Origin of the sequence: Parabacteroides sp. HGS0025 (genome assembly GCF_000969845.1) — a bacterium.
GTDB classification, from domain to species: domain Bacteria; phylum Bacteroidota; class Bacteroidia; order Bacteroidales; family Tannerellaceae; genus Parabacteroides; species Parabacteroides gordonii.
Genome location: NZ_KQ033903.1, coordinates 1,213,088 through 1,234,144 on the forward strand (window position 1 = coordinate 1,213,088; position 21,057 = coordinate 1,234,144).

Here is a 21,057-nt window from a genome sequence, read left to right on the forward strand (position 1 = left end):
AAATCTAATATCACTTAAAATGAACAATAGTATATCTAAGTTTTTAGTAATTGCATTGCTTTTGTTAAATGTAAATCAGATAGTAAAAGCGAAGGTCGTAGACGCAGTATCTGGTGCTACCCCGGTAAAATTGAAAATAGAGGCGAATGCCGATAAACAATTGGTGCTGGATGTCTCTTATGAGGAAAATTCAGTTATTCGGGAAGCTCCTTTAGGTTTGAATGTCGATCACCGTCAGCTGGGAAAAGACGTTCAGCTGCTTAACAAGGAAAAAAAGGAAAATAATACGCTTGTTTATCAGTTACAGCAAGCCGACGGAAGCCTTTTTTATCTGGATGCCCGGATATTTCCTGATGGTATTGCCTTGCGTTACCGTATTCCGGTAGAAGGTCCTGCCTGTATTTATGGAGAGGAAACTTCATTTATCTTTCCGTCAAAAACTAAGACCTGGTATGCCAGCGGTCCTTTCCAGTATGGCTGGCTGCAACAATATCAGGAACGGGAGACCGATCATATCACTGGTGAATTGCTGGCACCGCCTGCCACTTTTCATTTACCGAATGGAGTTTATGCAGCGATCACGGAAGCGAATCTGTTCAATTATCACGGAGCGGTACTATTTGGAACAGCTCCGAACCGTGTACAATTTGGCTATGTAGAAAATAAAGGGCATGTGGAAACTGGAATAATAACCGGTCTTCCGCCTACGAAATACTGGCATGAAGAAGTACGTGATACGCCATGGATTGTTTCTCCGAAAGACCAGAGTAAAGAAATTGTAACCCCCTGGCGTATACTTATGTTGGCAAAAGATTTGAATGGCTTGGTGAATAACCGGATTATTGAACAGGTATCCGACCAACCGGATAAAACACTTTTCCCTGACGGGGCGAAGACTGACTGGATCAAACCGGGCAGAGCAACATTCACTTGGTTGGTGGAAGGTAATGACCGGCTGAGTGTAGCCAATCATAAAAAATATGTGGACGGATGTGCTGAACTGGGAATCGAGTCTGTTGTTGTGGATGATGGCTGGGAGTTGTGGCAACAAACGGAAAAAGATGCAAACGGTCGGACCAAGTGGGAGATGTTGAAGGAACTGGTGGATTATGCAGGGAAAAAGAATGTAGATATCTGGGTATGGCGTTCCTCGTCTCCTCGGTTTGGAAATAAATCTGATGTGGGTTTGGTCGATGCAGAGGAGCGTGCCGACTTTATGAAGAAGTGTGCGGAAGTAGGGGTGAAAGGGTTGAAAATAGACTTTTTCCATACAGAGAATGCTTTTACGGTCAATCTGATGGAGGATATTCTGAAAGCTGCAGCCAAAGAAAAATTGATGGTTATCTTTCATGGTGTGAATAAGCCTACAGGCGATTCGTATACCTACCCGAACTTGCTGGCGAAAGAAGCTGTAAGAGGACTGGAGTGTGTGGGCGGAGAGAACAGCTGGGCTCCGGGTCCGCCCTGGCCTTATCATAATACGGTATTGCCATTTACCCGCTGGCTGGTTGGGCCGGCTGATTATACACCGATGAATTTTCGTGCTTTTTGTCATCCATCCGTGACCTTTGGACATCAGTTGTCGTCAATTTATATGTTCACTTCTCCGATGTTGATCTTTGCGGCAGATATGGAAGATATGCTGTCGTGTCCGGGTAGATCGTTTATAGAAAGTGTGCCGGTAACCTGGGATGAAACGATCGTATTGCCGGAAAGTGAGATCGGACAGTTGGCTGCTCTGGCCCGGAGAAAGGGAGATGTCTGGTATCTGACCGTTCTTAACGGAGAGACTACCAGGACGTTTGATGCAAAGTTGGACTTCTTGCCTAAAGGTAAATATAAGATAGAAATAGCTTCGGATACTCCCGGTAATCGGAAACAGATCGAGGTGAAGAAAAGTAAAATACATTCCGGACAGCGAATAAAGGAAGAATTGATGTCGGGGGGAGGTTTTGTGGCACGCATCTCCATGCAAAAATAATAAGGTATTATAATAATGAATGTATATACAATATTCCAAAGATCCCGATTGGGAACATCTATGTTTAGATCGTGTATTCTGAAGACTATTTTGGGGTGTATAGTTGTTTCTATGATTTCAATCTCTCCCCTATCTAGTCAGCAGAGAATGGATAAAATGTGGGGTGAGCAGCAAGCGAAGGCGACAAATGTAACAAATGTACGCGGACATCTTTTCGAATGGGGAAATTACGCCATGTTTATCCATTGGGGGCTTTTCTCTCATTTGGGGAATAAATGGCAGGGAAAAACCTATTATGGAATCGGAGAGTGGATGATGGATGTAAATATGGCGAATGCAGATAAAAATGAATATAAAGCAGTAGCCCGAGAGTTCAATCCCTCGCAATTCGATGCCATGAAGATTGCCCGGTTGGCGAAAGATGCCGGAATGAAGTATATTATCATTACAAGTAAACACCATGACGGTTTTGCCATGTTCGATTCACAATGCGATGAGTTCAATATTGTAGATGCGACTCCCTTTGGCCGCGATCCGATGAAGGAATTGGCTGATGCCTGTAAGCAGTTGGGATTGGGCTTTGGGTTTTATTATTCCCACAATCAAGATTGGACTACTCCCGGAGCTTCCGGCGCATCGCGTGTGGATGCAAAAGGAAATCCGAAAACATTTGATGATTATTTCCATGAGAAGTGTCTTCCGCAAGTGGAGGAAATAACAAAGAACTATGGAGATATAGAACTCATCTGGTTTGATACGCCGGGAGGTATTCCTCAGAAGTATGCCGAAAAATTGGTGGAGGTCGTTCATAAGAACCAACCTGGTGCACTGGTTTCCGGTCGTATAGGTTATAATCTGGGGGATTATCAGACGTTGGGTGATATGGAAGTCCCTTTGGAAAACATAGACGGTCTGTGGGAAAGTGTGGATGTGACGAACGATGCATGGGGATATGCCTGGTACGATCAGAATTGGAAAACTCCTAAACAGATCCTGATGTATCTGATATCCACAATAGCACGTGGAGGAACCTATATGATGAATATTGGTCCTGATGGACTGGGAAATGTTCCGGACTATGCGGAACAGACGCTTCTTTCATCCGGCAAATGGATCGGAAAGTATCCGCAAATGATTTACGGTGCCGATCCGTCTCCTTGGAAACATGCCTTACCTTGGGGAGATGTAGTCTGCCAAGATAATAAACTTTATCTGGCAGTATATGACTGGCCTGCGACTGGCAAATTATATATTCCCGGCCTTAAATCGGAAATAATATCTGCTGCCATTATCGGTGAAAAGAAGCCGCATAAGGTAAAGATTTCGAAAGAAAGCTCATGGACAGTACTGGATATTCCTCATAAAGCACCGGACCCGATGATCTCTATTATCGAACTGACAATAAAAGGGGACATTGTAGTGGATAACACAATTGCTCCAGACCCTGAAACCGGTATAGAAGAGCTCTCTGTGAAATTTGCATCTGCTAAGGATTGTACGATACGAAAAGAAAGTTGGATGGAGAAATTCGGAGAGTGGAAGCATGTTTATTGTGTGAGTGATCTGTTTAAAGATGGCAATGTTACTTGGGAAATAGAAGTTAAAGATCCTGGGATATATCATGTTGATTTGAAAGTAAAGGGTAATGGGCGTCAGGTATGGGAGATCAGTACGGATGAAGGTCTCCGGATACAGAATCAGCAAGGCTCTTCCTCTATTTACGGATTTAAGCCTGTTGGTTGGATACGTTTTGATAAACCGGGTAAACATACTGTTTCTGTTCGATTATTAGAAGGCAACCGTCAAGATGTTAGTTTATCCGCGGTCAAAATAAAGCCTGTACGATTCTGATTGAAAACAAGGTTCTGTAAACAATAATAGTCCACCGAATAGGCAGTTATTTGCTATTTTCTAAGGAAACATGGTAATTTATATTTGCGTTGGATAATAAAGTACTACTATATTTATGAAACGAAATCTATTTATCATTCTTTGTTGTACAGTTTCGACCATGTTATCGGCGCAACATCAGGATTGCCGATTGTGGTATGACAAGCCGGCAAAAGATTGGAACGAAGCTTTACCCGTCGGGAACGGTCGTTTGGGAGCGATGGTGTATGGCGATTACCGCCGCGAAACCATTCAGTTGAATGAAGAAAGCCTATGGGCCGGAGCTAAGAGTGACGCCAATGCAGAGTCTGCCGCTAAACTACCCGAAATACAACAATTGCTGTTAAATGGAGAGATCGGAAAGGCGGTGGAACTGTCGGAGAAATACATGAAAAGCGATCCGTTGCGTATTCGTTCTTATCAATCGTTTGGTAATATTTATATAGACTTATTGACCGGCAGCGTCAATCCGGCTGTTTCCGGCTACAAGCGGGAATTGGATCTGGAGACCGGCATCACCTCTGTCTCCTATGCGTTAAGCCAGGTGACTTATAAACGTGAAGTGTTCGTCTCTGCTGAAAATGATGTTGTCGTTATTCGTTTGTCGGCTGACAGGCCGGGGGCTTTGACGTTCCGGTTGCATTATGACAGGGAACAGGATGCTACAGCTTATCCGGTTTCGGCCAACGAGTTGGAGATAAAGGGGCAGATTGTAGATTTGCCGGAAGCGGAAACAGGTGCAATCGGTCCACATATGCGTTTTGCCGGCCGGATTGCCGGGTTTCATAAAGGCGGACAACTGATGACACTGAATAATGGGTTTTATGTGGAAAAAGCCGATGAGGTTGTCTTTTTCCTGACGGCGGCTACAGACTATAATCTGTCGCAACTGGATGTTGACCGGGAAATCAATCCGTCGGAAACTTGCCAACGTATCCTTGCTCGGTTGGGTAAGGATTCTTATGAAAAGATTAAACAAACACATATAACAGAGCATAGTAGTCTGTTCAACCGGGTGACGTTCAACATGGGGGAATCTTCCGTATTGCCGACCGACCGCCGGTTGGAACGGGTGAAGAACGGAGAAACCGATCTTTCTCTTATTACTCTTTATTTCCAGTACGGACGTTATCTGCTGATGAATTCCTCCCGGACACCGGGTGTACTTCCGGCCAATTTGCAAGGATTGTGGAACGAAGATATGTATGCTGCCTGGAGTTCCGATTTCCATACGAATATTAATATTCAGATGAACTACTGGCCGGCTGAAGTATGCAATCTGTCGGAGACGGTAGAACCTTTTTCAAATTTCATCAACGCGCTTCGGGTACCGGGTAGGGTAACAGCTCGCAAAACCTATAATGCCAAGGGCTGGACGATGAATCACCTGACCGATCCTTTCGGCCGAACAGCTATTGCCGATGGAGTAGGATGGGGAACATTCCCGATAGCAGGTGCCTGGTTGGTTTTGCATCAATGGGAACATTTCCTTTTCAGCAACGATAAGGAATATCTGAAGAACGAAGCTTATCCGGCCATGATGGAAGCGGCTGAATTTATCATGGATTATTTGGTGGAAGATAAGAACGGCTATCTGGTGACGGCTCCTTCCAATTCACCGGAAAACAGATACAAGTTGCCCAATGGCGAGCATTATATGCTGACCTATGGCGCAACGATGGATATCGAGATTATATACGAGTTGTTCAATGCTTGTCTGAAGGCCGGCAAAGTGATAGGCTCCGATCCGAAAACCGACAAACAGCTTTCCGCGACCTTGCGTAAACTGCCTCCTATACGGGTGAGCAAACGTTATCAGACTATTCAGGAATGGATTGAAGATTACGAAGAAGTAGAACCGGGTCACCGCCATATTTCGCATCTCTTTGGTCTTTATCCCGGTACTTCGATCAATTCGAACAAGAAAGAGTTGTATGAGGCTGCCCGGAAAACCATAGAACGTCGTCGCTTCTACAATGAGAACGAATCGAACCGGCAAGGTTCTTATACCGGCTGGAGTCGTGCCTGGATGATTAATTTCTACGCTCGTTTGCAAGATGGGGAAGAGGCCGGCAATAATGTACAGATGTTGCTGAGCAAAACTACTCAAAATAATTTGTTCAATATTCATCCGCCTTTCCAGATTGACGGTAATTTCGGAGGTACGGCAGGTATTGCCGAAATGTTGTTGCAAAGTCATAACGGAGAAATTCATCTGCTGCCTGCATTGCCTGCCTGCTGGAAAACAGGAGAGATACGTGGCCTGCGTGCACGTGGAGGATATACGGTAGATATGCAGTGGAAAGAAGGAAAACTGGTTTCTGCCCGGATCTATTCGGACAAACCACAAAAGGTGAGCGTCCGTTATGGTGATAAGGTGAAGAAATTACAGGTTGCTGACGGAACAAATGTAATAATGAATTAAAGAATGGCCGGCAAAAGGTCTTTTATCTTATGAAAACATATTTGAAACTTTTTATGTTCCTTCTTTTGGGAGGTTTCCCTTGGGGAATGATGCAAGCTACGCCTTATAATATTGCCCCGAAAGCCCGTGCGTCGGCTTCCTCTTCCGTGGATGCCGGTCGTGATGCAAGCAAGGCAATCGATGGAGTGATACGGGTATTGGATAAAGGCGAATGGGTATCCAAGAGTACTGAAACTTTCTGGGGGCAGATTGATTATCCCTGGATACAGTTGGACTGGGAGCAACCTGTGAATATCAATAAAATCATTTTGTATGACCGTCCGGCCAAGGAATCTCATATAGCCGGAGGCGTATTGCATTTTAGTGACGGCAGTAAGATCAATGTTTGGGGAATAGCTAACGACGGGAGCCCCAAAGAGGTAGAGTTTGAATCGAGACAGGTCGAATGGGTACGATTTGAGGTGACCGATGCCGCCGGTACTCAGGTAGGACTTTCAGAGATCGAGGTCTTTCCTTCCCCTGATGATTATACGGACTACGTATCCTGGGTCAATCCTTATACCGAGACTGCCCGGGGACGGTACTTCTTCTTTATCACCGGAAATCAACCTTATGGGATGATAGGGGCCGCACCGCTGACAAGAAATAAAAATCAGTATGGCGGCGGATATAATTATAATTCGACGGAAGTGCTGGGTTTCCCACAGATCCATTGCTGGATGCTTTCCGGGTTGACGGTAATGCCGGTTACGGGAGATGTAGACCCGACAGGCGGCGAACAACTCTGGAAATCCTCTTTCCTGCATCAGGGAGAGATTGTTCAACCGGGTTATCACAGGTTGTTTCTGGATAAATATAAAATGTGGGTGGAACAAACGGCTACCGACCGTGTCAGCTTCTACCGTTTCACCTATACGGAAGACAATCCGGCTGATATCCTGCTGAATTTGGGTGGTTATGTCGGCACTTCCACAATGGTAAACGCCCATGTGAATAAGAAAGGGAACAACAGTGTAGAAGGTTATTTCGATACCACCGGACGGTTGTGGGGAGGGCCTGATGTAGTTCGGATCTATTTTGCCGTGACGTTCGATACTCCTTTCAAGGCTTTGGACGGTTGGGTAGACCAACAGCGGCTTACGGATATAAACGAGTTACAGGGGACGAAAGAGAGTACTCCCAGAAACCGGGGAATGAGTTATCATGATGCCCCTACTTCCGGCGTGAAGGCAAATTATCAGGTACAGGCAGGTGAACAATTGCAGATGAAGGTCGCTATATCGTATGTCAGTACGGACAATGCCTGGGAGAACCTGGAGCAGGACTGCAACCACTGGAACTTTGACCAGGTACGACAGAACTCACAACAGGAATGGAATGAATGGCTGGGCCGTATCGATGTGAAAGGAGGAAGCCACAACCAGAAGATGAAGTTCTATACCGATCTATGGCATTCCTTGTTGGGAAGACATAAACTCGACGATTATAATGGTGAATATCCCGATTATACGGACGGAACCCGGTCGGGAGCACAGACGAAAAATATCCGTTTTCATGTGCGGCAACTGGAAAAGGACAAACAGGGAAAAGTGAAACATCATATGTACAACTCCGATGCCTTCTGGTTGACTCAATGGAACCTGAATACGCTTTGGGGACTGGCTTATCCTTCCGTACTGGATGACTTTGCAGCTTCCCTGCTCGAGTACGATGTAAACGGCAACCTGCTTCCCCGTGGCCCTTGTGCCGGTGGCTACTCTTATATCATGTCGGGATGTCCGGCCACATCCCTTATAACGAGTGCTTTCCAGAAAGGGCTTGTGAAGAAGTGGAATCCGCAGAATGCTTTCCGCGCTATGAAACGGAATCACTCCAAAGGAGGTATGCTGGCGTTGGATATGGATAAGGAACTGGACTTTTATGTCCGCAACGGATATTGTCCCGGAAATGCAGGACTGACGATCCAGTGGGCTTTTGAGGATTGGGCTTTGTCTGAAATGGCTGCTAAAATGGGAAAGAAAGGGGATGCCGATTATTTCCGTAAACGGGCAACCGGATGGCCGGCTTCCTTCAACAAGGATTTGGGATTGATTCTGCCGAAGAAGGCCGACGGGGAATGGCTTCATACCGACCCATTGAGCGGTAACGGATACGTCGAAGCGAATGCCTGGCAGGCCACCTTCGGAATTTCGCATGCAATCCCTGTTCTGGCGAAGATGATGGGGGGTAATGACTGCCTTTGCAGTAAATTGGATTATGCTTTCAGGGGATCGGAAGATACCGATTTTGTGTATGGATATGGTAGTGGCTATGTCAGCTATGCGAACCAGCCGGGATGTTCGAACGCCCATGTCTTTTCACATGCCGGAAAACCCTGGTTGACGCAATATTGGGTGCGCCGGGTGAAGGAGCAGGCCTATGGAGCAATTGGCCCCGATAGAGGATATGGCGGACATGATGAGGATCAGGGCCAGATGGGGGGTGTAAGCTCTTTGATGGCGATCGGCTTGTTTGCCCTGGATGGTGGTTCTTCCCGTGATCCGCAATATGACATAACCAGTCCGGTATTTGATGAGGTGACCATTTCGTTGGATGCTGATTATTATAAGGGAAAGTCTTTCAAGATAAAGACTTACAACAATTCGGCAACCAATTGCTATATCCAACGTGCACAGCTTAACAGAAAGGAATATAATTCTTTTCAGATTCCTCATACCGTCTTTTCGGATGGAGGAGTATTGGAATTATGGCTGGGCGATACTCCCAATGAAGCTTGGGGCAAATAAAATGTTCTATGTAACCTATATAGTCTCCGGAGATATTTTAAGTATCTTTGGGGACTTATATATATTCTAACTTTTAACTACCATGAAAAAGATTCTTTCTTTATTTCTCCTTATGGGAGGATTTTTCTTCTCTGCTTGGGACGCAAGTGCCCAAAATACAATTTCTTTGCCTGAGATGGATCTGTCTCTGGCTTATCAACAGTATGGATCACCTATGAAGAATGCAGCCGTTACCGGTGAGAAACTGGCGGTGGCCGGTGAACAGTTTGGACAAGGGATCGGTGTGCAGTCAAATAGTAAGATCAAACTGAGCCTGCGAAAGAACACCGGGCAATTCACCTGCAAGGTTGGTGTAAACGACCGTTCGCTGGATTATAAAAAAGAAGACTTCAGTAAAATTCCGATGACGGACGGGACGATGCTGTTTTACCGTACCGACGGTACCGGAGGGAAGAAACAGTTTGTCGGAGTCGGTTCCGGGGACGGTTCTTTTGATAAAGGAAGTGTTGTTTTCCGTCTGGTAGGTGACGGGAAGGAAATGTATAACAGCGGAATGGTTCGCGGAGGAGAGAAAGCTCGTGAGATCTCACTCGATGTATCCGGAATAGATGTATTGGAGTTGATTGTGGATGATGGTGGTGATGGCGTCAGCGGAGACCATGCCGACTGGATCGATCCTGTTTTCTCTTATAACGAGATCAAACCTTCGCTGGTAAATGCCGATTATAAGGGAGCCGTTGAGACAATGCCTGCTGAAATAGAAAGGACATTGCGAAGTAAGATTGCCACTTTACCGGCGATCGATCTGCCGGTGGTACGTCCCCAAACAGACTGGTTGCTCGATGCCAAAGGCATACAAGCCGGCGTGTATCAAACACATAACGGAAAAGACATTGTCCTTTACAACGGCCTGGTAAGTCGTATATTCCGTATCTATCCGAATCTCGCTACCGTCGATCTGATCAATCAGATGACAGGCGAAAGCATGCTCCGTGCCGTTAGTAATGAAGGAGTTTTGAAGATCGATGATAAGATTTATACGCTCGGCGGTCTCGACGGACAATTCGAGTATGGTTATACACAATATAAATGGATAGACAGTTTAACTATTCTACCGAATTCTTTCCGTGTGACTGGATTTGATATTACAGAATTAACGCCCCGCATTCAGTGGGCAAACAAACGCTGGTCGCTTGTGAAGCCGGGAGAAACATCCGGTAAAGTACTTTCTTTCTACCTGGAAGGGCCGGATTATCTGAAAGGTGTCAAAGTCAAACTGAATTATGCCCTCTATGACGGCCTTCCCTGTATCAGCAAATGGTTTGAGATCGAGAATAAAACCGGAATGCAGATAACGTTGGATGAATTTACACTCGAACAGTTGGCTATGGCCGAACCCGAATCCCCGGTAGAAGCGAAAAGGCCGGAGCAGTTCCTTAAACCGAATATCCATGTGGAAAGCGACTGGGCCTTCCTCGGTTTTACCGAACGGGAAGCGGAACGGACGGAAAACTGGAGCGTGGATCCTCGTTATACTTCTCAATGTAATTATCCCTTGTTGACACCGTGCCTGCTGGAAGTAAAATTGCCTATGGGGCCTGATGAAGATATTCCTGACGGTGGTAAATTTGAAAGCTTCCGTACCTGGCTGATGCCTTTCGATAGCGACGACCGTGAGCGGAAGGGCCTTTTCCAGAAACGGATGTATCGGAAGATCGCTCCCTGGACAACTGAGAACCCGATCTTCCTGCATTGCGTCTCTTCCGATCCGAAGGTGGTGAAAACGGCGATCGACCAATGTGCCGAAACCGGCTACGAAATGGTGATCCTCAGCTTCGGTTCAGGAATGAATATGGAGGATGAAAGTGAAGCGAACATTGCCAAATTCAAGGAATTTACCGAATATGCCAATTCCAAAGGAATAGAACTTGGCGGTTACTCCCTGCTGTCCAGCCGGTGGATCAGCGATGAAGTGGATGTAATCAATCCGGAGACAGGAAAACGGGGAGGTATGATCTTCGGAAGTTCCCCCTGTCTCTCTAGCGAATGGGGCTACGATTATTTCCGCAAGATACGCGGCTTCTTTGAAAAGACCGGAATGACTGTTTTCGAGAACGATGGCTCTTATCCGGGGAATGTCTGCGCCTCTACCACGCATGCACATCATAAGGGCTTGAAAGACTCCCAATGGAAACAACGTAAACAAATAGTCGACCTGTATCAGTGGATGTGTGAAACCGGTATTTATACCAACATCCCCGATTGCGGTTATATGCTGAATGGCGGATCGAAAGTCGGTATCGGTTACCGTGAGGTAAACTGGTCGCTTCCCCGCGAACGTCAGTTGGTGCTGGGACGTCAGGTGATGTATGATGGTTTGTGGGAACGTCTTCCGGGCATGTGTTGGACATTCGTCCCGCTTACCCAATACCACGGAGGTGGAGCGGCCGCTACCTTGGAACCTCTGAAAGATCATATCCCCGACTATAAAGCCCACATGATCCAGAATTACGGAGCCGGCGTACAGGCTTGTTACCGTGGCCCCCGTCTATATGACACCCCGGAAACAAAAGCGGCCGTAGTCGAGGTGATCGACTGGTATAAGAAATACCGTAATATCCTCAACAGCGAACTGATCCACCTGCGCCGTGCCGACGGACGCGATTGGGACGGCTTTATGCATGTGAACCCGGACGAAAAAGAAAAAGGGTTTGCCTTGTTGTTCAACCCGACCGACCGGGCTATCACCCGTACGATCCGGCTTTCGCTTTATTACACTGGTATCTCCGATGTAGCGAAGATCAGGGAAAAAGAGAATGCTCCGGTTGCCTATAAACTGAATCGCGATTATACGATAGATATTACGGTGACTATTCCTGCTCGTGGAAATACCTGGCTGGTGATAGAGAAATAAAAAGGTTCTTTTACTTCAGTATTGTTTAATATAACTATCACACTATCATTCATGGCTTGATATCTGTTGAATAACAATGTGTATGAGCTGTGATAGTTGGTGTGATAGTTCATATTATTTAAAGGATGGTTTGTCTTTATTTTGAGCATCCAGCTTTATGTAAAATAGATCAATAAACGTATTTTAAAGTTAAGCAGGCGTATACTCTATTTGTGTAAAAAGTATTTTATATCAGCTTGTTATTTGAATATTAAGATGGGAACTCGTTGTAACCTTTCTTAAATAAGTGATTTAGTCCGATAAGAACTCTTTCAAAAAAGGGATATCTAAAAAACAGAAATATGTAAAAAAGGCTTTAGAGGTGTTCTATATCATAAAGATTTGAGTGAGAAGAGTATCAAATTCTTATTTTTTTTAATATAAGAAACTGACATTAGTGTATTTTTTATATATTTGGCAAAAAAATGAAAGAGTTCTTATCGAACTCAGGTCAATTGTTGGTATTCTGACAAGTTTACTGTAAAGGGGATGCAATTGTATGCAGATATAAATCTAATAATTTAAATTTATGAACAACGCTTTACTGAAAGAAAATTTTACTGCAAGAGCAGTGGATTCTCAGACGCGGAAGGTGTTATCAAGATCCGGTCTTATAGCTGGATTATGTATATCTTCCCTCGTTTCTTCGTATGCTATTCCTGGTGGAGTGGATGCAGCGAAAGCAAAGAATGAAAGTGTTATGGTCACTCAACAGGCTAAAAAGGTGTCGGGTGTAGTAACGGACAGTGCCGGAGAGCCCATACCGGGTGCCAATGTTGTGCAGAAAGGAACCACAAATGGTACAGTTACTGATGTGGGCGGTAAGTACACCCTAGATGTACCTAATAATGCAACTTTGGTTATTTCTTTTATTGGTTATACTACGAAAGAAATTAAAGTAGGTACCCAGCCTGTGGTAAATGTCAGTTTGGCTGAAGAAGCAATCGGCCTGAATGAGGTGGTTGCGATTGGTTACGGCTATGTGAAGAAAAAAGATTTGACAGGTGCTGTTTCGACTGTATCGGCTGATGATATGGTGATGGGTGGTACGGTAAGTAATGCAGCACAAGCACTGCAAGGTAAAACGGCCGGTGTACAAGTGTCGCAAAGTTCAAAAGCACCGGGAGGTACTATTTCAGTACGTGTCCGTGGTAACAACTCAATCTCGTCTACAAATGAACCGCTTTATGTAGTGGATGGTTTCCCCTCTTCGGAAGGCTTGAATTTGAACCCGAATGATATTGAGTCCATGCAAATACTGAAAGATGCGTCGGCCACGGCTATTTATGGAGCACGTGGGGCGAATGGTGTCGTATTGATTACGACGAAACGAGGAAAAGCGGGTGAAAATAAAATCTCTTACAGTGGTTATCTGGGAGCTCAGAAGGTGGATAATCCGTTCGATTTTATCAATGCAAAGGATTATATGAATTTGCAAAACGCGTTGTATCAGGAGATCGACGGCCAGGCGGGGAACCCGAACGGGGCTTATACGCCGTCGCAATTGCAGTCTACCGTAGATACCGACTGGTTGGATGTCTGTACGCGGACTGCTTTGGTACAAGATCATAACATCCAGTTCCGTGGCGGCTCCGAAAAGACAAAAGTCTTGACCAGTCTTGGATATTATAAGCAAGAGGGTGTTTTGAAGAATACGGATTTTAATCGTATTTCCGGACGTATAAATGTTGACCAAACTATCAACGATTTTATTAAGGCCGGTGCTACGATGTATGCTCATCGTGAACGTTCGAATGCTCAGACTTATAGCGGTAATATTTTGGGCGAGAATGTAATGTTGAGTGTGATGGGTTACGATCCGACGGTAAAGCCTTACAACGAAGACGGCACGTACGGGCGTGTTCCTGGTGGTCGTGGAGATAACCCGCTGGCCAATTTGCTGGAACGTAAGAAAGAGGTGGTAAATGACAAGTTCAACGGGACGGCTTTTCTTGAAATTCGTCCGTTTGAAGGATTTACGGCAAAAGCTACAGCCGGTGTTGAACTGTTACATAATTTCAAAGGCTCTTATTTGCCAAAATCTACTACTTATGCGGGAGAAATAGAAGGAGGTATTGCTTCTACGTATGATTTCAGGGCAACTCGGCAGGTATTTGAAGGTATTTTAAATTATATGAAGACTTTCAACAATATGCACGACTTGAATGTGATGTTGGGATATTCGTATGAGAAGTATAGTGCAGAATCTCGTTCAGCAAACGGAAAAGGCTTCTCTACCGACTTATTCGAATGGAACAATTTGGGAGCTGCTTCCATTAAAGGGGTTTCTTCTGCCAAGACTGAGAATTTGTTGGCTTCATTCTTCGGTCGTGTGAATTATACGTTCAATGATAAATATCTTGCAACGGTAACGGTTCGTCGGGATGGTTCTTCCCGGTTTGGAGCGAATAATCATTGGGGAACATTCCCGTCGGGTTCTTTGGCTTGGCGTGCCAGTGAAGAAGATTTTGTGAAGAATTGGGATGTTTTTAGCAACTTGAAAGTACGTGCAGGTTACGGTGTCACGGGTAACGAACGTATCGGCGACTATGCATCGTATGCTTTGGTTTCTACCAACCATGTCACTTTGGATGGTTCAAGCAATATGCCGGGTACGCATCTTAGCCAAAGTAGTCCTGAAAATGCCAGTTTGAAGTGGGAAACGACAACTCAGTATAATGTTGGTTTCGATATGGGATTTTTTGATAACCGTTTGTCTGTAACGTTGGATGGTTACTGGAAAAAGACAAAAGATTTATTGCTGAAAGTTTCCTTACCTTATTATACCGGCTTTACTTCCGGTCAGCAGAATGTTGGTGAGATCTCGAATCGTGGTTTTGAATTGGATATTACTTCTCATAATTTGACTGGTGATTTCGTTTGGGATACGAAGTTTAATTTGGCACTCAACCGCAATAAGGTATTAGACTTGGGGAGTAGTGGTGACATACGTATCACATCTTCAAAACCGGTGGGAACTGTATCGGAAAATGCTTATGCTATTGTACGTGAAGGAGAGCCTTTGGGCTCTTTGTATGGATGGAAATATATCGGTGTATTGCAGGAAGGAGAGACATATGCTCCACAACCCAATTCCAAACCGGGTGATCCGAAATTCGAAGATGTGAATAATGATGGTAAGATAGATGCCGATGACCGTACGATTATAGGTAATGCCAATCCGGATTTGATTTTTGGTTTGACCAACAACTTTGCCTGGAAAGGATTTGATTTGTCTATTTTCTTCCAGGGATCTATCGGTAACGATTTGTTGAACATGACACGTATGAACTTGGAGTGGAAACGTACAACAGACGCATTGAATCGTTGGACGCCTTCGAACACGAATACGGATATTCCGCGTAACGGTTTCTACTATTCGCAGTATGGTGGATATGTGAACGATCATTTTATCGAAGATGCTTCATTTCTTCGTCTGAAGAATTTGACATTGGGTTATACGATTCCGTTTAAAAAGGTGGTAAGTTCTTGCCGGGTATATTTCTCTGCAGAGAACTTGTTTACAATCACAGGTTATTCCGGTTGGGATCCGGAAGTGGATACGAAAGCTAACGAGGCTGCCCAGTCAGGTGGAAGCCAACAAACGGCGAATGCTGGTGCTGGTATGGATTTCAATGCTTATCCTGCTATGCGTACTTATACGGTAGGTTTGAATATTACGTTCTAATGGAAAGGAGAATTTGAAAATGAATTGTAAGAAATATTTATTAGGTCTGGTTACGATGGGGTTGGTTTCGGCTTGTACCGATCTGGATCCTGAAATATATAGTAATTTGACGACAGCGAATGCTTATGGTACGGAGTCGGATATTGAAGCAGCCGTCGTGGGTTTATATTCGGATATGAATCCTTATCCGGGAGATGCTTGGTTATATTACGGGGGGTATATGATTATGATTACCGATTATGCTACCGATATAGGTTATTCTACTGCGGCTGGCGACCCGACTAAACTGAGTAATATGACGTATGATGCCAGCAACCGTTATTTCAGCAACAACTGGAGGGATATGTATAATGTGGTATCGAATGCCAATACGATTCTGGATAATGTAGATGCTGTCAATATGTCGGAAGAAAAGAAGAACTTGGTGAAGGGACAGGCTAAATTCTTGCGGGCGATGGCTTATCGTGATTTGACAGATGCATGGGGGGCAGTTCCTTTTATCACTTCGTTGGTGAAGAATCCGTTTACCATGAATGATGCGACATTGACTCCGGTAGCCGAAATTGAAGCGACATTGATTTCTGATTTGAAAGAATGTATCAATCTTTTGCCTGCTAGTTGGAGTGGTCAGGATTTGGCTCGTGCCACGAGTGGAGCCGCCGCTACATTGCTGGGAAAGATCTACTTGCGTAATCATGATTATGCGAATGCGAAAACGTATATCGACATGGTGTTGAACAGTGGCCAGTATGAATTGGAAAGTGATTTCAAATATGTATGGTCGGAAAACAACAAGTATGGAAAGGAGATGATCTTTGCTTTATTGCATGAAACAGGGCAGAATGCTGCGGAGATTGCTTGTCACTTTGGTCCTTCGGATCATCCGGATGTACCGGGACGTTGGCAATATTATGGTGTATCCCTTCCATTTTGGCGTAGTTATGACAAAGAAGATCCGCGTCGTGAGTTCTTTTATTATGATTATACGGGGGATGCAAAACGGGATGATCAATCTGATTACGGTTTCCATTACATGGTTCCTGATGAAGGTGTAACGGTTGTTCCGAATGATACAACGAAGTATATGCAAAACGTAGCTACTATGAAATATACTTACGATATGATTTCAGATGCTTATTATGATGGGCGTACGGTTTGTATTTTCCGCTTGTCGGATGTGATCCTTTGTAAGGCGGAAATCGAGAATAACTTGAATGGTCCGGCTGCAGCTCTTCCTTATTTGAATCAGATTCGTGCTCGTGCCGGTGCTCCGGAATATGGAAAGCATAATCGTTTCCCGGCTCCTTCAACGAAAGAAGCAATGAACGATGCTATTCTTAAAGAACGTGGTTATGAACTTGTGTTTGAATTCCAGCGTCGTGCAGACTTGATTCGTTTTGGAAAATATGAGGAAGTCGTAAATGCGCATTTAAAGAAGCTGGGTATCGCTCAGCCGACAAATGTAACTTCTAGTTTGCGGTATTTCCCGTATCCGTTGAATGATGCTCAATTGAATCCGAATTTAGCAGCAGAGAATCCTTCACGGTTACCGAAATAAATAATGGGGGAGGATGTGTGGAAAGCCGGAAAGAGGTTAGGAGCACATCCTCTTTTTATTTAATTTAATAGTTTAAGATAGATATGAAGCGTTTGATTACAATGGTTGGTGTTATAGGTTGTGTCGTGTTGGTATTTTTTTGTTGGATGGAAAAAAATACATTGAAATCAGTTATTTTGACTTCTCCTAATAACACGGCGATGTATAATAAAGTCGATATCTTGTTGGCAAAGCCGGCTCCGGTATATATTGAATATACGGAAAAGAAGACTGGAAAATCGTATCGTACCCGGATATCCCGAACAGACACGCTTCATCATATTGATTTGTTGCTTTTAAAGGCTAATACCGAATATACATATCGTGTTATTATAGATAATTTATTTAAACAGAAATCGAAAGACTTGACTTTTAAGACCCGTGAACAATCACCTTGGTTGGTGAACCATTGGTTTAATGAGGGGCATCCCCATGACACGACGGCTTTGGGAGACGGAATGATATTAGTATGTTTTGGCCGTCTGCCCGGTTATATGATGCTGATCGACAACGAGGGCGAGGTTCGTTGGTATTGGCAGGTTGAAGATATTGGCGTACGTGCCGTTTCACTGACTCCGCGGGGAACATTCCTAGCAATGCTGCGTCCGTTTGTGAAGGATGTAATAGATGATTATACGATGACTCCGGAGCAAGTACGTAACGATGAACATAAAAAACCGATGCGACGCGGTTCGATCGGGTTTGCCGGTGGAACCGGATTGGCAGAAGTGTCGCTGACGGGCGAAACGATGTGGCGTCTTGACTTGGATAAGATAGAAAAGGGAAAAGATTATCAAGTGATTCATCATGATATACTAATGGATGAGGATCATCATATACATACATTGTATCGCCCGAAGAAAGTGGCAACAATTCCGGTCAATGGTAAAATAGAGACGGATACATTAGGAGGTGATGGTATTATGGTTATCGACACATTGGGGAATGTATTGAAAAAATGGTCTGCCTGGGATGTATGGGATATTGAGAAGGACCCATGTATCGCAGAATATCGTTATGACCGTTTTCATATTAATGGGCTTTGCTTTGATAAAGATGGCAATTATTTATTGTCGGCCCCTATTGAAGATCAGATTTGGAAGGTGGATGCCAAAAGCGGCGAACTAGTCTGGCGTTTTGGGCGTGACGGAGACTTTAAAATGGATACAACGGCTTATTTCTCTTTTCAGCATTCGCCTTATATTATGGAGAATGGCGATCTGATGCTTTTCGATAATGGTTTACATAATCAGCGTTCCGGAGGGAAGGCTTTCCGGTTGGATGAAGAGAACCGTACGGCCGAAACAACAATCAATGCTTTATTACCTGCCGATAAATATACTTCACGGATGGGCAATGCCTCTATGTTGCCAAATGGAAACTTGCTACAGTGCAGTTCGAAGACTGGTTCGGTGATGGTTACGGATAAGAAGGGAAAGGTACTTTGGGAAAGTGTTTTGCACTTTGCCCCCTATCGGGCGGTGTACGTACCGGTAGAAACCTGGGATCAATATTTTAAAGAAATCAAGTAAAATGGGACAAGTTTCGCTTCTATATATATTTCTTACGTTCCTGAAATTGGGCGCTACGGCGTTTGGCGGTTATATGTCGCTTATTGCTATCGTACAGAAGCAGTTAGTAGAAGTAGACAAGAAGCTGAAAGAAGAAGATCTGCTGGATGGCATTTCGTTGACGTCCGTATTACCGGGGCCTGTAGCGGTTAATACGATCGCTTATGTCGGGTACCGCCTGAGGGGAATTTCCGGAGCGATTGTCGCTTTTATCGGGATCATTATTCCTTCCTTTTTGTTGGTGATCCTTCTCTCCTGGTTGTATTTTTCCTATGGTAATATTCCGGCGGTTAAAAATATATTCAGCGGGATTACACCGGCTATCACGGCCCTGATCATTACGGTAGCAATCGGGATGATGCGCAAGACTGTGAAAGTTCCTGTGCAATGGGTCATTTGTCTGCTGGCCGCTTTATTGCTGATCTTTATCGGAGGCTTTACGGTTACATTCTTATTGCTTGTAGGTAGTGGAGTAGCCGGCGCTTTCCTGTTCCGTCAGCCTGCCGGGACAGATACGATATCTACCGGTAAGAATTTTATAGGCAGAAAACAACTGATCGTATCCGGTATAGTGTTGTTGTTATTGCTTTGCACGTTGTTATGGGGCGGACAAAGCCCGGAAGCTCCGAAAGATATTCAGATTTTATCTACTTTCTCCGGAATAAGTCTTACCCTGTTTGGCGGAGGTTATGTCGTTATTCCGGCATTACATGAATTGTTCGTGGAGAATCTGAAATGGCTTACTTCGGCAGAGTTTGCGGATGGGATTGCTATCGGGCAGATCACTCCCGGTCCTATTTTTATTACGGCAGCCTTTATAGGCTATAAAGTGGCCGGGGTATTGGGGGCTTTGCTGGCTACCCTTGCCATATTTACTCCACCGGCTGCCCTGACAGTTTTGTTATCCCGTTTTGTAGAAGTGTTAAATCATTCTTCTGTAGTAAAAGCGGCGATGAAAGGTATCCGGGCGGCTGTTATCGGAATGATCTTTGCTTCGGCGATAACGATCGGGCAGACCATTACGCTGTCGGTTGCTGCTGCGGCTATTTTTGTTGTTACATTCTTTATCTCATTTAAATACACAATCAGCCCGATCTACCTGATCCTTGGAGCAGGTGTGGCGGGTTTTATCTTATTCTAATTCTATGAATACAATACAAGGAATACAAATGATTGGAACGCAGCGATCTGGTTCCAATCTGCTGCGTGTGATGCTGGATGGTATAGAACAGATTGTCGCTCCGCATCCACCGCATATTCTTCAGCGTTTCCTGCCCTTATTGCCGAAGTATGGCGACCTGTCGGATCAGTCGAATTTCCATCGGTTGGCAGCGGATATCTGCGAGCTGGTCACGGTAAATCCCGTACCCTGGGAGGGAATAAGCATCCGAACCGATGAAATACTGGCAGCCTGTAAACAGCAAACAGTCTATGAACTGTTCCGTGTGATCTATGAAACGGCAGCCCGCCAAACCGGAGCTTCTTTCTGGCTTTGCAAGAGTATGAAGAATATGTTTTATGCTGAAGGGATCGAGTCTACGGGTATTCAACCTTATTACATCTATCTCTATCGTGACGGACGTGATGTCGCCCTTTCTTTTAAAAAAGCGATTGTAGGAGAAAAGCATATTTATGCGCTGGCTCAAAACTGGAAGAAAGACCAGGAGGCGGCACTTCGCTTAAAAGAAAAGACTGCGGAAGATCATTTTTTTATGCTGAATTATGAAACGCTGATTGCCTGTCCGGAAGAAACGATGCGCCGCCTTTGTGACTTCCTGCATGTCCCTTATTCCGATCGGGTAATGGAGTACTATAAGAGCCGGGAGTCAGAAAATACAGCCGTAGCCGGTAAGATGTGGTCGAATGTAACCAAGCCGATCCTAAAAGATAATACGAATAAGTTCCTGCGTGAATTATCTTCGGAAGATATTACTATCTTTGAATCCGTAGCCGGAGATCTTTTGCAGCAACTGGGGTATTCCTTATGTACTCCCCCTGATCTACTGAGAGATAGCTTTTCCGACAGGGAGATAGCTGTTTTTAATGAAGAAAACAGTCGTTTAAAGAACGCTTTTATTCAGCAGGCCGATTCGACCGACCTCGAGAAAAGGCGTCCGCAGGATGAATTGATCAATCGAATAAAACAATATTAATCGTTAAACACTA

General features: G+C 44.6%; 10 protein-coding genes. All 10 read left to right on the plus strand.

The window, feature by feature from the left end; genetic code table 11:
- Positions 1–19 precede the first annotated feature (19 nt).
- The 10 genes from HMPREF1212_RS21635 (at position 20) to HMPREF1212_RS21680 (ending at position 21,044) form a co-directional block, all read left to right on the plus strand.
- Positions 20–1,981: a glycoside hydrolase family 97 protein gene (locus HMPREF1212_RS21635; protein WP_046151292.1), complete on the plus strand. Its 1,962-nt coding sequence runs from the start codon at positions 20–22 to the stop codon at positions 1,979–1,981.
- 147 nt (positions 1,982–2,128) lie between these two features.
- Positions 2,129–3,832 (plus strand): alpha-L-fucosidase, encoded by a 1,704-nt coding sequence (locus HMPREF1212_RS21640; RefSeq protein WP_082099961.1) that lies wholly within the window; start codon positions 2,129–2,131, stop codon positions 3,830–3,832.
- Positions 3,833–3,947: 115 nt separating this feature from the next.
- Positions 3,948–6,296, plus strand: coding sequence for a glycoside hydrolase family 95 protein (locus tag HMPREF1212_RS21645; RefSeq protein ID WP_198293292.1), 2,349 nt, complete (start codon positions 3,948–3,950; stop codon positions 6,294–6,296).
- Between the two features lie 53 nt (positions 6,297–6,349).
- Positions 6,350–9,082, plus strand: a complete 2,733-nt coding sequence (locus tag HMPREF1212_RS21650; RefSeq protein ID WP_369800858.1) for a GH92 family glycosyl hydrolase — start codon at positions 6,350–6,352, stop codon at positions 9,080–9,082.
- An 82-nt stretch (positions 9,083–9,164) separates the two neighbouring features.
- A complete protein-coding gene (locus HMPREF1212_RS21655; protein WP_046151048.1) occupies positions 9,165–11,996 on the plus strand; it encodes an NPCBM/NEW2 domain-containing protein in 2,832 nt (943 codons plus the stop codon).
- Positions 11,997–12,564: 568 nt separating this feature from the next.
- Entirely contained in the window at positions 12,565–15,723 is a 3,159-nt protein-coding gene (locus HMPREF1212_RS21660; protein ID WP_028730145.1) for a SusC/RagA family TonB-linked outer membrane protein, read from the plus strand.
- 19 nt (positions 15,724–15,742) lie between these two features.
- Positions 15,743–17,281: a RagB/SusD family nutrient uptake outer membrane protein gene (locus HMPREF1212_RS21665; protein WP_046151049.1), complete on the plus strand. Its 1,539-nt coding sequence runs from the start codon at positions 15,743–15,745 to the stop codon at positions 17,279–17,281.
- 146 nt (positions 17,282–17,427) lie between these two features.
- Positions 17,428–18,852, plus strand: coding sequence for an aryl-sulfate sulfotransferase (locus HMPREF1212_RS21670; protein WP_198293293.1), 1,425 nt, complete (start codon positions 17,428–17,430; stop codon positions 18,850–18,852).
- Position 18,853: 1 nt separating this feature from the next.
- On the plus strand, positions 18,854–20,032 hold the full coding sequence (chrA, locus tag HMPREF1212_RS21675) for a chromate efflux transporter (protein WP_046151051.1): 1,179 nt from the start codon (positions 18,854–18,856) through the stop codon (positions 20,030–20,032).
- A 4-nt stretch (positions 20,033–20,036) separates the two neighbouring features.
- Positions 20,037–21,044: a sulfotransferase family protein gene (locus tag HMPREF1212_RS21680; protein WP_046151052.1), complete on the plus strand. Its 1,008-nt coding sequence runs from the start codon at positions 20,037–20,039 to the stop codon at positions 21,042–21,044.
- Positions 21,045–21,057: the final 13 nt, after the last annotated feature.